This is a genomic window from Corallincola luteus (assembly GCF_004336975.1).
Taxonomy (GTDB): Bacteria; Pseudomonadota; Gammaproteobacteria; order Enterobacterales; family Neiellaceae; genus Corallincola; species Corallincola holothuriorum.
The window spans coordinates 412,643-426,149 of sequence record NZ_SJXE01000001.1; the positions used below are offsets into that span (position 1 = coordinate 412,643).

A 13,507-nucleotide genomic window follows, 5' to 3' on the forward strand; every position below is an offset into this window, starting at 1 on the left:
TTCTGAATTACTTAATTTCGAACGCTTCAGAAAGTAATTTATGCAGCGCATCAAGATAGCTTTGGCGTCCGTTCTCTGGCAGCAGCTGGCTTAGTTCGTCGCCAACCGGAGAAAAGCGAAGATAGACCAGCTTCAGTCCACTGCGCTTGGGCGTGACAATAAAACGCTGGCCGTTGATATTGAGTGCCAATGGCTCAGCGCTTAGCTCTCCAGATTCCAGCTCGGTTGGATAAAGCAGGCCGATATCGGCTAACGCCAGCTGCGCTGAGTAGCTGATACCATGGGCACCTAAAGAGACTGTTTTCGCCACTTCCCCTTTGATCACTTGCCACCAATGTTGGTGGTCGATCCATCCCAGCAATATCCTTCGACCGCCGCTTCCCCAGCTGGCACGCAGTGCACACAAGCGTTGAAAGTAGTGGGCTTCTTTTATCGTCATACTGCGCAATGTGTCTAAGGCTTTCAGCGAAAAACTGCCGGGGCTACGCCCCTCTTCAGCCAAAATTTTTCCCCATAACTGCTGCATTTGCGGGTTGAGTGTCGCTTCGGCGAGTTCGACAAAATGTTGCAGCCAATCTGGATCCAGTACTGTGCCAGCGTCCGAGTCGGAACTGTGTTGCAGCGCAATCGCCACGACCTGTTCAATATTTTTTTGCTTTTGTTGTTGTAGCAGTTGCTCTCGGTAGCGGGTGCGCTCGCCAAGAGTTCGCTGTTCAAGTGTGTCGCCAGTCATGACGCCCAATTTGGCTAACGACTTTTGTGTCAGTGCGCGAACACTGGGCGGCTCGGTGGTGCGCTGATGACCTGACTTATCGCTCATTCTTCGGATCGATTTCGCTGTCTGATGCGGCGTTGGAGGTTTTACCTAACCGTTGCATTTTGTAATGGGTCTGTTTCTGGTCATACATCCGCTCATCGGCCAGTTTAAACAGACGATTGGGTGGGTACTCTTCTGTTGAGGCGAAACCTGTACTGAATGAGATGAGGTACTCGATCTTATCGCCATCCAGTGTGAGTGTGACAGAGTGTCGTCCTTGCTCTTGCACCAAGCGATCCGTAAGCAACTGGCACCCTTCTAGGGTGCCTTTCTGTACCAACAGTGCGAACTCATCGCCACCAAGTCGATAGACACTGTCGCTTTTACGGCAAATCTTAGACAGCAAGGCGGCTAAGGCTTTGAGTAAGGAATCACCTGCCTGGTGACCATACTTATCATTGGCAAGTTTGAGCCCGTTGGCATCAACCACAAACAGGCCGAAGTGGCGGTCTGAGTACCGCTCAAAAATACTGGCGTAGTTATCAAATGCCTCTTCAAAGGCTTTCCTGTTGGGTAGCCCTGTCAGCTCATCTGTTCTGGCGATGACGCCCAGCTCTTCGGTCAATAGGCGCGTTTCGACAATGGCACTGATCTGTTTAACAAACAGACGGAAGTTGTTTTGTTGCTCGTTCTCCAGCGTGTCGCTTTGCACTACCAGAGCCCCTAAAAACTGATTGCTCACCGAACCGAGATGGAACAGGTAACAATGAGCGTCATGTAAGTTGATGGTTTTTGGCAACTGGGCGAGTCTACTATCACTATATGTCTCCAGCTCATCGCGAAGCTGCGTCTGCACCGTCAGTGTCATTCCCTCGCTGCTGAAATGGGCTGGTTGATAGCGACTGGGGGCAAAGTAGAGCGCCAGTTTTACGTTGGGGAACAGGTCTGACATCAACTGCAAGCTCAATTCAATCACCGCGACATTGTTTTCACACTGTTGCAGCTCAATCGACAGCTTAAGCAGGCTTTGCATAAACTGCCGGCTAAGTTCTTCACGACTCAGCGAGTTACGCAGCTCGGCAGTCTTTTCGTCTACCCGTTGTTCCAATTGCTCATTGAGTGCTGTCAGTTTGCTTAGATAATCATCTTTCAATTCACTGAGATGCTGCAGTTCTCTGTTCTTATCCTTCAGGCTTGTCAGTTGGCGGGTAATCGTATCCCCCATCCCTGCAATCAGCTGTCTTACCTGTTCAAATTCCAAAAATTTGAACCTTAGTGTAGGGGCAATGTAGTTACCTGCTTTGTATTGTTCCAGCACCGATGAAAGGATTTTGAAAGGTTGTCCGATTAAACGGGCGAGAAGGAAAGCGATCACCATGGCGAGAATAATGGCGATGATGATGCTACTGCTCAGTGTTTGTTGTGCTTGCGCCATCTCTGCCATACGGGCGGACTTACGTACGTGCAGGAATATGGCGTATTCCAGAGTGTTCTCCGTTACGTTGGCACCTATTTTCAGGCTTTTAATCGCCATTTGGTGATCCAGCTCCTGCCGGAGCTTTTTCGCTTTGGGATGAGCGGCAATGGGAACCTGTCCCTGCACTATTTCGACCGCTTCCCCCTCCTGCAAGTGGGCACTGATGACTTTGTAAATAGCATCAAATGGCAGAACAGCCAGAATATAACCTTCTGCCTCCCTGCTGACACCCTCCTGCAGCACATGCAGGTAGAGTGGCATCAGCACGGCAACGCCGTAATCGCTTAGCTTTTGCTCACCTTCTGCACCGCTGGTCATTCTCTGATCTTTGAATTGGAACAGCAGTTGCCGTCCATCTTTGACATCATCTTCGTCGATGGCGGCTTGCATCCGCGTCAGCAGTTCACTCTCTTCCAGACCGATAATTGATCCCTGATACTCTTCAACTATCTGCAGGTCAGTATCAAGCAAGTAGATAGAGCTGACCAAGGTGGTTTGTTCGACAAAATCTTTCATCGACGTGAATGCGTGACTGCTGAAGAGAAAGCTATCTAATGCTTGGATCAGGTAGCGCTCGCGGGAAAATAACTTGAAGTTAGTGGAAAAGATGGAAAATTTGAAATCCAGATCCTGGATGGTGTTGTCTAGAGCACGATTAAGGCTACGCTGCATCGAGGCATCGTTCGCTTTGTACTGCTCATCGAGTAGCAACAAGGAGATAGTGATTGATGGCACTATGGCCACCAATACAATCACCAACGCCAGTAAACTACGAACTTTAAACGCCACGGTTTACCTACTTACCTTGATACTTTTTAAGTTCGCGATCAGCTAAGGATTGCATATAAGCGGCGGCTTTCTCTGCCGAATAGCCGTGATCCATAAAGCGTTTGTAGCCTTTGGCTAAGGCCTCCCAAGTAATCGCCATTGCGGGTTCACTGGGCATCGCTTTGGTTAGCGCGAGCTGTTCAAGGATCACTTTCTCATCACCTTTAGCATTGTCTCTAATTTGTGAAAACACCGTGTCGTTGACTGGTAGTAAGCGATACTGCTCGTAGATATAGCGTTGGTTTTCAGCTTGTTGAAAGAAGCGAGCGAGAGTTTTTAACTTCTCAGCTGTCTCACTTTTCTCCTGCATGCGAGGAAACGCTAACACAAAACTAGAGGACATCGGCTTCAAGGGCTTGCCATCAATTGTCGGTAACAGAGCAACGCCTAAACTGTCTCCAAGCTCCTTTTTAAAATCACTGTAGGCCCAGTCACCGTTAATAGAGTAGGCGTACTCGCCCGAAAGGAACTGCCCCTGTGCGCAATCGTAATTGCAGCCTTTCGGCACTAAGCCTTGGTCGCTCAGGCTACGGTAAAAATTGAGCGCCTTAATCATGGCGGGTGTATTCAGTGTGACCTTGTCACTGTCCATTGGCCAGCCATCGAAAGCACCGAGAAAGGGAACGAACCAATACATTTCGCCATAATTCCAGCCGATCGCTTTGACTGCACGCTGCTTTAACTCTTTCTGCTGTGCTGCCAGTTGCTTCCAGCTTGCCGCGGGTTGTGGAATATATTTCTTGTTGTAGAACATCATCAGGTGATTACCCTGAATAATCGGCACGCCGTATTGTCTGCCTGCGATCACCGTGGTCTGGCGGGCTGATTCGTCGAGAGCGGGATCGTTCCACTCACTGTTTAGCGCCGTCAGCTTTAGCTCGTTATGTAGGCCGAGAAAGTCGGAGGGCACCAACACAACGTCGGGGGTAAGGCCACTGGCCGCACCAAGCAGTAATTCCCCTTTCACCTTGGCTGGCGCAAATGGTGTGATATTGACGGTTACGCCAGTTTCCTTGGTGAAGTTTTCAACAACTTGCTCGATAAATGCACGAGCCTGATGTGCATGCCATAATTCTAGTTCTGCCGCGTGCAAGGAGCCTGACATAAAGCTCAAGAGAACCAGTAGGCGTGTGAACAGTCGCATGGGGTCACTCCAAAGTCGGGGGATTGCGTTAAGTCTAGTTCAATCAGATAGTTTCAAGCTTACAGTGAACCAGAAAATGAGACTGTGGTCTGATTCATAATTAGCCAATCATAATGTATACAAAGCGATAAATTTTGCTTGGCTAAACAAGGGAGGTGCTAACCATGATTAAACCGATGAAAAGCTTACTGAGCTTGGCTGTGGCGTTTTTTCTACTGCCGGTATTCATAGCCGAAGCTGTCTCGTTAGAAGATAAAGTGGTGGTGAGAAAGAGCTCGGAGCCCCGAGAAACCAGCATATGGGAGTTGCGGGAGCAGCTGAAACAGGAGAAAGAGTTTGAGCAATGGCTGCGCCATCAGCAGGATTGGTATTGGATCTCGCAACTGCCGGCAGGTTGTATTATTCGCAAGGATCTAGGTGGTAACTATGATTGTGGCGGTCGTTTTTACTGGCCATATCGCGGCCGGGATCGTAGCTATTTTCTCGAAATGACCGAGCAACAACTGCGAGATATGCCGGCGTCGAAAGAGATGCCTGATGTTAAGCGGCCGATGGCGCCCTCTCCGCCCCCATAGGGCTTGTTGTCACTTAGAGATCTGTTACTGCATGCTTGTTTGCACAGGAGTTCGGTCACTTCAGCTGAATGATATTTTGATATGAACCATCGGGGGAAGAACCGCGTATAAAAGGTTTGAAACCATCACGAGATAGATTTCGGCACGAGATATATTTCGTGAGATGAATGAGGAATTAATGATGAAACGTATAATCGCAATTGGCCTCAGCATACTTTTTCTGCAAGCTTGTGAATCAACCACGCAAGTTGGTGATTACTACGCTTATGACAATCCCGATGCTTGGATAACTGATAGTAAAGGCTGCAAGATCAATCGCTTCTATGTGATGAAAGCGGTAGATGCCGAGTGGAGTGGCGAATGTGTAGATGGTTATGCTATTGGTCTAGGCGCTATCACCTGGGTAGAACATGATGGGGTAACTGGTTTTTATCAGTCATGTCTGCAACCTGACCATCCAGAGGCCTATTGTTCCATGGGCGGTGGCATTGGCCAGTGACCCTCCACTTATCAAAATATGATATTGGCTGTCGTGCGGGTTAGTGAAACCCAGTAAACTGATCGTTCTTTGTTGTTTTGGGTTTCTCTTCATGCATATTCATATTCTCGGTATCTGTGGCACCTTTATGGGCGGCGTTGCTGCTTTGGCAAAGTCATTGGGACATAAGGTCACCGGCTCTGACGCCAATGTCTATCCGCCAATGAGTACGCAGCTAGAAGCCCTCGGCATTGAGTTGGTGCAAGGCTATGATCCTAGCCAACTGGAGCCTGCGCCAGATCTGGTGGTGATCGGCAATGCCATGTCTAGGGGTAACCCCGCCGTAGAATATACGCTGGAGCACGGACTGCCCTACATGTCTGGCCCGCAGTGGTTGGGCGATTACTTACTTCGCGATCGCTGGGTGTTGGCGGTAGCTGGCACCCACGGCAAAACCACCACAGCCAGTATGCTGGCTTGGATATTGGAAGACGCAGGCATTGCCCCCGGCTTTTTGATCGGTGGTGTGCCCGGGAATTTTGATGTCTCTGCGCGACTCGGAGATAGCCCCTTCTTTGTAGTAGAAGCGGATGAGTACGATAGCGCATTCTTTGATAAGCGCTCCAAATTCGTTCATTACCATCCCCGTACCTTGGTGATGAACAATCTTGAATTCGACCATGCTGATATTTTCGATGATTTGAAAGCGATTAAGCGTCAGTTTCACCACTTGGTTCGCACTGTTCCGGGCTCTGGTCAAATCTTGTGGGCGGAAAAAGAAACCGCTCTCGCTGACGTGATCAATATGGGCTGCTGGAGTGAACAGCAGGTAATCGGTAGTGGCCGCGATTGGGATGTGGCCAATGTCAGTGCTGATGGCAGTCAGTTTGATGTGTTATTGGCGGGTGAGTTGGTAGGACAGGTGAACTGGCCATTAATCGGACGACACAATGTTGATAATGGCCTAATGGCGATCGCCGCAGCGCGTCATGTTGGAGTGACGCCGGATGTTGCGGTGGATGCGCTGAGTCGGTTTGTCAGCCCGAAACGCCGTATGGAGTTGAAAGCGGAGATTGCTGGTGTTGCTGTGTATGACGACTTTGCTCATCACCCCACGGCCATCACTACCACGCTAAATGGTTTACGGGCAAAAGTGGGCAAACAACGAATATTGGCGATCCTCGAGCCACGCTCTAACACCATGAAACTGGGGATCCACAAGCAAGAACTTGCGCAAGCGTTGCAGCAGGCTGACCAAGTGTTTCTGTTTCAACCGCCCGGTATTGAATGGTCATTGGAGGCGGTGGCGGAGCAGTTAACCGCTCCGGTGCAGGTACATCAGGATGTTGATGCTCTGGCTGCTTCGGTGTTGGCAGAAGCCGCTGCGGGAGATCAGCTCTTGGTGATGAGTAATGGTGGCTTTGGCGGTATGCACAACAAACTGATTGCAGGGCTGGAAGCGGGAGTGATCGCGTGACAGAGAATTGTTCACAAGAGCTAACCGGCGTCGCGCAATTTGAGGCGGAGGTGACGCTGGCAATTACCGGCGCTTCCGGCGCTCCCTATGCGTTGCGTTTGTTGCAGGTGCTTTGCCAGGCGAACTGGCGGGTGCATCTGTTGGTCTCTTCGGCGGCCCGCGTTGTACTTGCGACTGAGCATGAGTTAAAAGTGCCATCCGCCCCTGATGCCATGGGGAAAGTATTTTCCGACGCTGTAGGGGCTAAGCCTGAGTTGATTAAGGCGTATGGTCGTGACGACTGGTTTTCTCCGGTAGCGTCAGGCTCTGCTGCGCCGAAAAAAATGGTGGTGTGCCCTTGCAGCACAGGGAGTTTGGCTGCAATTGCTCTCGGTTGCAGCGATAACCTGATAGAGCGTGCTGCCGACGTGGTGATTAAAGAGCGTGGGCAATTGATCGTGGTACCGAGGGAGGCTCCCTTATCTGCTATCCATCTAGAACATATGTTAAAACTGGCGAACTTGGGAGTGACTATCATGCCTGCGTCGCCAGGTTTTTATCATCAACCTGCTTCGGTCGAAGATCTGGTCGACTTTATGGTGGCTAGGATATTGGATCACCTTGGAGTTGAGCATGACTTGGTAAAGCGCTGGGGATATGGCGGCGCTCGTTAGTCACTCGCGCCGCAGATCTTGAGTTGTTAGTCGGCAAAGACCGAGTCTAAGGCGAGCCGATATTTGGCTTCGCAGTCGTCTGGACTATCGATGGTGAGACCGACATTTTTTAAATGCCCATCTTCAACAGCATAGATCCAACCATGTACCCTCACTTTCTGACCTCGAGCCCATGCATCTTGAATAACGGTTGAGTTGCATGTGTTAAACACCTGGTCAATGACGTTGAGATCCGAAAGGCGGTTGGTTCGCTCGGTGTCATCCTCAATCATATCAAGACGGTTGCGGTTCTTTAGGTAGATATCGCGTATGTGCAGCAGCCAGTTATTGACCAACCCCACTTTGGCATTTTGCATTGCGGCAGTGACGCCACCACAAGCGTAATGGCCGCAAATAATCACTTCTTCCACCTTCAGTACATCGATCGCATACTGCAATACGCTCAGGCAGTTTAGATCGGTATGAATGACCTGGTTAGCGACGTTGCGATGGACAAACAGCTCACCTGGTTTTAATCCGGTTAACCGTTCTGCGGCAACGCGGCTGTCAGAGCAGCCAACCCAGAGGTATTTCGGGCTCTGACCTTTTGCCAGCTCCTGAAAATAATCGGGATCTTCTTTGACACGACGCTCTGCCCAGAGTCGATTATTTTCGAATAGCTGCTTGATATTTGCCAAGATACACTCCATATCTGGTGGGTTATCAGCAGGCTAGCGTGTTTTATCCTAAGGTCAAACTCTTTGTTGCTGGACGGATCAGCCACAGCACCCATTCCCAAAGGTAGTTATCAATTATGAATGCTTTGCGTATCAATGCGTTAGCGAAAACGTACGCAGGTGGTGTTGAAGCATTGAAGGGGATAAACCTCAATGTTCAGCAAGGTGATTTTTTCGCATTACTAGGCCCCAATGGGGCAGGTAAGAGCACAACTATCGGCATCATCTGTGCGCTCGTCAATAAAACCGAGGGCGATGTTGAGGTATTTGGCCATAGCATTGAACATGCACCAGAGCTCGCCAAACTCGAGATCGGCTTAGTACCGCAGGAGTTCAACTTCAATCAGTTTGAAACGGTATTGCAGATCGTCATGCATCAAGCGGGCTATTACGGTGTCACCCGTGCAGAGGCCAAGCCGCGGGCAGAGAAATACCTGACGCAGTTGGGGTTATGGGAGAAGCGCAACGAGCGCGCCCGCGAACTTTCTGGCGGCATGAAGCGTAGATTGATGATCGCCCGCGCCTTGATGCATGAGCCTAAGCTATTGATCCTCGATGAACCCACCGCGGGGGTGGACATCGAACTACGCCGTTCGATGTGGGAATTCCTCAAGCAGATTAATGAACAGCAGGGGATCACCATCATCCTGACAACGCACTATCTGGAAGAGGCAGAGATGCTGTGTCGCAATATCGCGATTATTGATCATGGCCGTATTGTCGAAAATACCTCGATGAAATCGCTGCTCTCTAAGCTAAATGTGGAAACCTTCTTGTTAGATCTGGCTCCTAACAGTCCTGAAATAACGTTAAATAACTTTGTCTGTCGCCGCTTAGACGCGACATGCCTTGAGGTTGATGTGGAGAAAGAGCAGGGATTGAATGACGTTTTTGCACAACTGGCCGCCCAGGGTGTAGAAGTGTTGTCGATGCGGAATAAGGCCAACCGCTTGGAAGAACTGTTTGTGCGTTTAGTTGAGGCGGGGAGGGAGGCCAAATGATGATCCATCGTCGTCATGTGATCGCGCTACAGAGTATCTGGCGCAAAGAGGTTATTCGCTTTATGCGGATCTGGGTGCAAACCCTCGTGCCTCCGGTGATCACCATGAGTCTTTATTTTGTCATTTTCGGTAACCTGATCGGCAGCCGTATTGGCGAGATGGGCGGTTTTGATTACATGTCCTATATCGTGCCAGGTCTGATCATGATGTCAGTGATCACCAACTCCTACGCAAACGTGGCATCGTCATTCTATAGCGCTAAATTTCAGCGTAACGTGGAAGAGTTGATGGTTGCCCCTGTACCCAATTGGGTGATTGTTGCTGGTTTTGTTGGTGGCGGTGTGGCGCGAGGTTTGTTAGTTGGCTTTATTGTCACGCTGGTGTCGATGTTTTTTACCTCATTGCCGTTGCACAACATCGGCATTCTTTTTATCACCGGTGTGCTGACCTCGGTCTTATTTGCGCTAGGTGGTCTAGCAAATGCGATCTTTGCCCGCAGCTTCGACGATATCAGCATTATCCCAACGTTTATACTGACGCCGCTCACCTATTTGGGTGGTGTATTTTACTCGATCAAGCTGCTGCCGGAGTTTTGGCAAGGCGTATCCCAGATCAACCCAATCCTCTACATGGTTAATGCGTTTCGTTATGGTTTTCTCGGTGTGTCAGATATCTCTGTGAGCGTCGCGCTGGCCGTTTTGTCAGCAATGATTTTGTTACTGTTTGCTTGGGTGATGCACCTACTTCGCAAAGGCACAGGGTTACGTAGTTAGATGAGCGATGGCAGCGAAACTTCAGGTAACTCCCGTGCAGTACAGAGTAATCAGACCGGTTTGCATGAACGCCTCGATGAAGTGGTGTTGAAACACCTTGCGGAACCGTTCTTAAAGCCACAAGCCGAGCGTTCATTGGCACTGTTTGCGCAACTTTCCGAGCAGGTGAAGCAGCACGGTGGCCCTGTGGTGCTGGACTCCTGTTGTGGCGTGGGTGAAAGTACCCGCCGCTTGGCTTTGCGCCATCCGCAGGCACTAGTGATCGGCATGGACAAATCAGCTGACCGTATTGAACGGCAATCTGATCTGGCCATCAGCGCCGATAACTACCTGTTGGCAAGGGCTGATCTTAATGATCTGTGGCGCCTAATTGCTGCCGCCGACTGGCCCATCACCCATCACTACTTGCTGTATCCCAACCCTTGGCCGAAATCGAAGCATCTGCAACGGCGCTGGCATGGTGCTGGTGTATTTCCTGATCTGATTAAGATCGGTGGTCAACTGGAGTTACGCAGTAACTGGCCTATCTATCTGCAAGAGTTTGCACGGGCATTAGCCCTCGCAGGCCAAGGGCAACATCCGGTGGTGCCATTAACTGACGCCACAGAGGCGCTGACGCCGTTTGAGCGTAAATATCGAGACAGTGGTCAGACGTTATGGCAACTGGTGTGTGAACTGCCTTAGATAGGCGCTAGGTGTAAATCTAAGGCAAAGCGTAATTTAGCGCTTTGCCTTGTTAGGCTTTAAGGTCGGCGCGATTTTGCAACAAATGGGTCAGCTGCGTTAGCACGCCTGCATACAATCCCAGAATTCCTCTTCAGTGATTATCGTAAGCTTCCGTTTCTTAATCTCTCCAAGTATCGAGGGATCCGCAGACTCCCCCACAATGACTAAGCTAGTATCCGCCGCCAACTGTTGCTGAAAAACGGCATCTTCTATCAGCTCCTCAATCTCTTCCGGATCATCTAACTCCCCCAGCAACAAGATATGCTGACCTTCAAACTCAATCTCATCGGGGTCGATAGACAACTCCCAAACGTGATAACTGCCGGTCGCTGAATCGAAAAGTTTGACTGTTCTGAACTCTGCACCTGCACTAACGAGCGCCAGATAAAGCTGGTCAAAAAATTCAAAGGCGACAGAGGTAGGTGTTTCCAGCTGCAGATCTGATGGTCGGTCTATATCCCACGCAATAGAGACAGACAAAGGAAATTCAAAACCATCTGTAAAGCAGGCCGCATCCGATTGGCGTAAAGCGATGGCCGATAGACAATGGGCAACCGCAGCCAGTTCAGGGTTTTGGATCTCAGCGCTGAACAATAGGCTAGACATTATACTTTTCTCTCTCCGTTAGGGTGCATATAGCGGCTGGCAATGTCGATGACACATGGATCAACGTTGGATGAAAATAGGAAGGCGACAACTTCGCGAACAAGATCTAACTTTTCTTCCGGCGCATGGGGGTGATCTTCTTTATAAAAACTCAAAATATCGCAGAACATACTAAAGTCGAATTCTAGTTTTCTCATATGTTCAGCTCTAATTTCAACAAAGATCGATTTAAAGTGTTTGACGATTAACTCAATAGGCCAACATTCAGAACCTGGTGCTCTTTTCCAGTCAAAAATAGACGTAGTAATATCCTCCGCCGCCTTCTCAACATTATTTTCTGGATCAAAGCCTAAAATTTCCGCGCTTTCACGATAGTTATTGCCTTGTAAAATCAGATAGAGCTGACGTAAGTGGTCGGCGGAGAAAAAGCCCGCTTCAACCAATGGATAGCGACTATATACCGTACCCAAGAAGTTACAGTATCCCTTGAAATCCCTTTGTAGCTGTTGAATCAGAGGACTTAACGATGTAGCTGTCGGCTCGGGATGTAAAAGACAAAGATACTGCCAAGCTTTGTGATCTTTATGCACGTGGCCATTTAAATAGTAATCCTTCCATGCGTCTTTTTGCGGTTGTTCATCCCACTCTTTACTCCAACCATTTCTAGATGCCATGTACGCTAAGTACAGAGACCACTTACGCTCACGATCCGCTAACCATTGCGGGTCATCGGTATGCCAATAGCTTCTGTCAAATTCAATCGGTTTAATCATTATCTTTTACACTCCTTGTGAACGACCAGGTCCTCTTTTCTAATGTAGGGAGGCTGCGTCTAACGTGCTGCCGTCGTGGATCTCAGCGCTGAACAATAGGCTAGACATTATACTTTTCTCTCTCCGTTAGGGTGCATATAGCGGCTGGCAATGTCGGTGACACATGGATCAACGTCGGATGAAAATAGGAAGGCGATCACTTCGCGAACAAGGTCTAACTTTTCTTCCGGAGCATGGGGGTGATCTTCTTTATAAAAACTCAAAATATCGCAGAACATACTAAAGTCGTTTTCTAGTTTTTTCATATGTCTGGCTCTAATTTCAACAAAGATCGATTTAAAGTGATTGACGATTAACTCGATAGGCCAACATTCTGAGCCAGGCTCCCTTCTCCAGTCAAAGATAGACGTGGCAATGTCAGATGCCGCCTTTTCCACGTTATTTTCTGGATCAAAGCCTAAAATATTTGCGCTTTCGCGATAATTCTTGCCTTGTAAAATCAGATAGAGCTGGCGTAAGTGGTCGGCGGAGACAAAGCCCACATCAACCAATGGATAGCGACTATATACCGTACCCAAGAAGTTAAAATAACCAGGGTAATCCTTTTGTAACTGTTGCATCAAAGGGCATAACGACTCAGCTGTTGGGTCTGGGTGTAAGATACACAGATCCTGCCAAGCGTTGTGATCTTTATGCACGTTGCCATTTAAATAGTAATCCTTCCATGCGTCTTTTTGCGGTTGTTCATCCCACTCTTTACTCCAACCATTTCTAGATGCCATGTACGCTAAGTACAGTGACCACTTACGCTCACGCTCCGCTAACCATTGCGGGTCATCGGTACGCCAATAGCTTCTGTCAAATTCAATCGGTTTAATCATTATCTTTTACACTCCTTGTGAGCGACCATGTCCTCTTTTCTAAGTAGGGAGGCTGCGTTTAGCTTGTTGGATAATAAGCTTTGTTGGCTATCGGCAGTGGGGGATCCTATCAATAAATTAACGCGGCAGGTGTGATTGGCTTCTAGTTGTATATGCAGGGAGAAACGGAGAGAGTGGATCGAAAAAGGCGAGTGCTTTTGCAGCATCTCGCCTTCGTTTGCTCTGAGCCAGCAGTAGGAGGAGCCTAGGTTAGGCGACCTGTACTGGTAAATCCTTACTGGTACGAACGATATTATTGCCTTGATCCAGATAGACCAAGCTTGGCTTGTGGGTCATCGCTTCGGCGTTGCTCATGGCAACATAAGCACAGATGATCACACGGTTGCCAACTTCAGCCTGATGGGCGGCAGCGCCATTCACTGAAATGATTTTAGAGCCTCGCTCACCGGCTATCGCATAGGTAGTGAAGCGCTTACCATTATCAATGTTGTAGATCTGGATCTGTTCGAATTCAAGGATACCAGAGGCATCCAGCATATCCTGGTCGATCGCGCACGAACCTTCATATTCAAGTTCTGCGTGGGTTACACGTGCCTGGTGTAACTTACCTTTTAACATTGTGGTTTGCATTCAGTTTCCCCT

General features: G+C 49.1%; 15 protein-coding genes. 7 read left to right on the forward strand and 8 right to left on the reverse strand.

Annotated features, from left to right (window positions below; genetic code table 11):
* Positions 1-7 precede the first annotated feature (7 nt).
* From EZV61_RS01890 to EZV61_RS01900, 3 genes are read right to left on the reverse strand one after another with little or no spacing between them, the layout of a single operon-like run.
* Positions 8-820: a TIGR03899 family protein gene (locus EZV61_RS01890; protein WP_131414139.1), complete on the reverse strand. Its 813-nt coding sequence runs from the start codon at positions 818-820 to the stop codon at positions 8-10.
* Entirely contained in the window at positions 810-3,023 is a 2,214-nt protein-coding gene (locus tag EZV61_RS01895; protein WP_131414140.1) for a GGDEF domain-containing protein, read from the reverse strand. Before EZV61_RS01895 ends, EZV61_RS01890 begins: the two co-directional genes overlap by 11 nt.
* A 7-nt stretch (positions 3,024-3,030) precedes the next feature.
* Positions 3,031-4,206, reverse strand: a complete 1,176-nt coding sequence (locus EZV61_RS01900) for a sugar ABC transporter substrate-binding protein (protein WP_114337025.1) — start codon at positions 4,204-4,206, stop codon at positions 3,031-3,033.
* Between the two features lie 164 nt (positions 4,207-4,370).
* Here EZV61_RS01900 and EZV61_RS01905 point away from each other — a divergent pair, with 164 nt between their 5' ends.
* From EZV61_RS01905 to EZV61_RS01920, 4 genes are all read left to right on the forward strand, one after another.
* Positions 4,371-4,781 carry a hypothetical protein gene (locus EZV61_RS01905; RefSeq protein ID WP_131414141.1) on the forward strand — a complete coding sequence of 137 codons (411 nt, stop codon included), beginning with the start codon at positions 4,371-4,373 and terminating at the stop codon, positions 4,779-4,781.
* A gap of 178 nt (positions 4,782-4,959) precedes the next feature.
* The gene (locus EZV61_RS01910; RefSeq protein ID WP_131414142.1) at positions 4,960-5,280 is read left to right on the forward strand and encodes a hypothetical protein; all 321 of its coding nucleotides are present in this window, start codon (positions 4,960-4,962) and stop codon (positions 5,278-5,280) included.
* A gap of 91 nt (positions 5,281-5,371) precedes the next feature.
* A complete protein-coding gene (mpl, locus tag EZV61_RS01915; protein ID WP_131414143.1) occupies positions 5,372-6,736 on the forward strand; it encodes a UDP-N-acetylmuramate:L-alanyl-gamma-D-glutamyl-meso-diaminopimelate ligase in 1,365 nt (454 codons plus the stop codon).
* A complete protein-coding gene (locus EZV61_RS01920) occupies positions 6,733-7,389 on the forward strand; it encodes a flavin prenyltransferase UbiX (protein ID WP_131414144.1) in 657 nt (218 codons plus the stop codon). The genes mpl and EZV61_RS01920 overlap by 4 nt, the downstream gene beginning before the upstream one ends.
* Before the next feature lie 26 nt (positions 7,390-7,415).
* Here the strand turns inward: EZV61_RS01920 and can are convergent, their stop codons facing one another.
* Positions 7,416-8,066 carry a carbonate dehydratase gene (gene can, locus EZV61_RS01925; RefSeq protein ID WP_114337376.1) on the reverse strand — a complete coding sequence of 217 codons (651 nt, stop codon included), beginning with the start codon at positions 8,064-8,066 and terminating at the stop codon, positions 7,416-7,418.
* 116 nt (positions 8,067-8,182) lie between these two features.
* On the opposite strand from can, the gene EZV61_RS01930 reads away from it, so the two are divergent.
* Genes EZV61_RS01930 through trmB form a run of 3 tightly spaced genes read left to right on the forward strand, consistent with a single transcriptional unit; the run spans position 8,183 to position 10,563 of the window.
* Positions 8,183-9,106, forward strand: a complete 924-nt coding sequence (locus EZV61_RS01930) for an ABC transporter ATP-binding protein (protein ID WP_114337030.1) — start codon at positions 8,183-8,185, stop codon at positions 9,104-9,106.
* Positions 9,106-9,879 (forward strand): ABC transporter permease, encoded by a 774-nt coding sequence (locus tag EZV61_RS01935; protein WP_114337377.1) that lies wholly within the window; start codon positions 9,106-9,108, stop codon positions 9,877-9,879. Before EZV61_RS01930 ends, EZV61_RS01935 begins: the two co-directional genes overlap by 1 nt.
* Entirely contained in the window at positions 9,880-10,563 is a 684-nt protein-coding gene (gene trmB / locus EZV61_RS01940) for a tRNA (guanine(46)-N(7))-methyltransferase TrmB (RefSeq protein ID WP_131414145.1), read from the forward strand.
* 99 nt (positions 10,564-10,662) lie between these two features.
* Here trmB and EZV61_RS01945 read toward each other — a convergent pair whose 3' ends face one another.
* The 4 genes from EZV61_RS01945 to panD form a co-directional block, all read right to left on the reverse strand.
* Positions 10,663-11,211, reverse strand: a complete 549-nt coding sequence (locus tag EZV61_RS01945; protein WP_131414146.1) for a BRCT domain-containing protein — start codon at positions 11,209-11,211, stop codon at positions 10,663-10,665.
* Complete coding sequence (locus tag EZV61_RS01950) at positions 11,211-11,984, reverse strand: hypothetical protein (RefSeq protein WP_131414147.1); 774 nt, start codon at positions 11,982-11,984, stop codon at positions 11,211-11,213. Before EZV61_RS01950 ends, EZV61_RS01945 begins: the two co-directional genes overlap by 1 nt.
* 107 nt (positions 11,985-12,091) lie before the next feature.
* Positions 12,092-12,865 carry a hypothetical protein gene (locus tag EZV61_RS01955; RefSeq protein WP_131414148.1) on the reverse strand — a complete coding sequence of 258 codons (774 nt, stop codon included), beginning with the start codon at positions 12,863-12,865 and terminating at the stop codon, positions 12,092-12,094.
* Positions 12,866-13,114: 249 nt separating this feature from the next.
* Positions 13,115-13,495, reverse strand: coding sequence for an aspartate 1-decarboxylase (gene panD, locus EZV61_RS01960; RefSeq protein WP_114337032.1), 381 nt, complete (start codon positions 13,493-13,495; stop codon positions 13,115-13,117).
* Positions 13,496-13,507 lie beyond the last annotated feature (12 nt).

Excerpts from the sequence above, each read along its gene's own strand:
- EZV61_RS01950 (WP_131414147.1), bottom strand. The coding sequence starts at position 11,984 with ATGATTAAACCGATTGAATTTGACAGAAGCTATTGGCATACCGATGAC.
- EZV61_RS01935 (WP_114337377.1), top strand. The coding sequence starts at position 9,106 with ATGATCCATCGTCGTCATGTGATCGCGCTACAGAGTATCTGGCGCAAA.
- EZV61_RS01955 (WP_131414148.1), bottom strand. The coding sequence starts at position 12,865 with ATGATTAAACCGATTGAATTTGACAGAAGCTATTGGCGTACCGATGAC.
- EZV61_RS01900 (WP_114337025.1), bottom strand. The coding sequence starts at position 4,206 with ATGCGACTGTTCACACGCCTACTGGTTCTCTTGAGCTTTATGTCAGGC.
- EZV61_RS01910 (WP_131414142.1), top strand. The coding sequence starts at position 4,960 with ATGATGAAACGTATAATCGCAATTGGCCTCAGCATACTTTTTCTGCAA.
- trmB (WP_131414145.1), top strand. The coding sequence starts at position 9,880 with ATGAGCGATGGCAGCGAAACTTCAGGTAACTCCCGTGCAGTACAGAGT.
- EZV61_RS01945 (WP_131414146.1), bottom strand. The coding sequence starts at position 11,211 with ATGTCTAGCCTATTGTTCAGCGCTGAGATCCAAAACCCTGAACTGGCT.
- panD (WP_114337032.1), bottom strand. The coding sequence starts at position 13,495 with ATGCAAACCACAATGTTAAAAGGTAAGTTACACCAGGCACGTGTAACC.
- EZV61_RS01930 (WP_114337030.1), top strand. The coding sequence starts at position 8,183 with ATGAATGCTTTGCGTATCAATGCGTTAGCGAAAACGTACGCAGGTGGT.
- EZV61_RS01905 (WP_131414141.1), top strand. The coding sequence starts at position 4,371 with ATGATTAAACCGATGAAAAGCTTACTGAGCTTGGCTGTGGCGTTTTTT.
- EZV61_RS01890 (WP_131414139.1), bottom strand. The coding sequence starts at position 820 with ATGAGCGATAAGTCAGGTCATCAGCGCACCACCGAGCCGCCCAGTGTT.
- mpl (WP_131414143.1), top strand. The coding sequence starts at position 5,372 with ATGCATATTCATATTCTCGGTATCTGTGGCACCTTTATGGGCGGCGTT.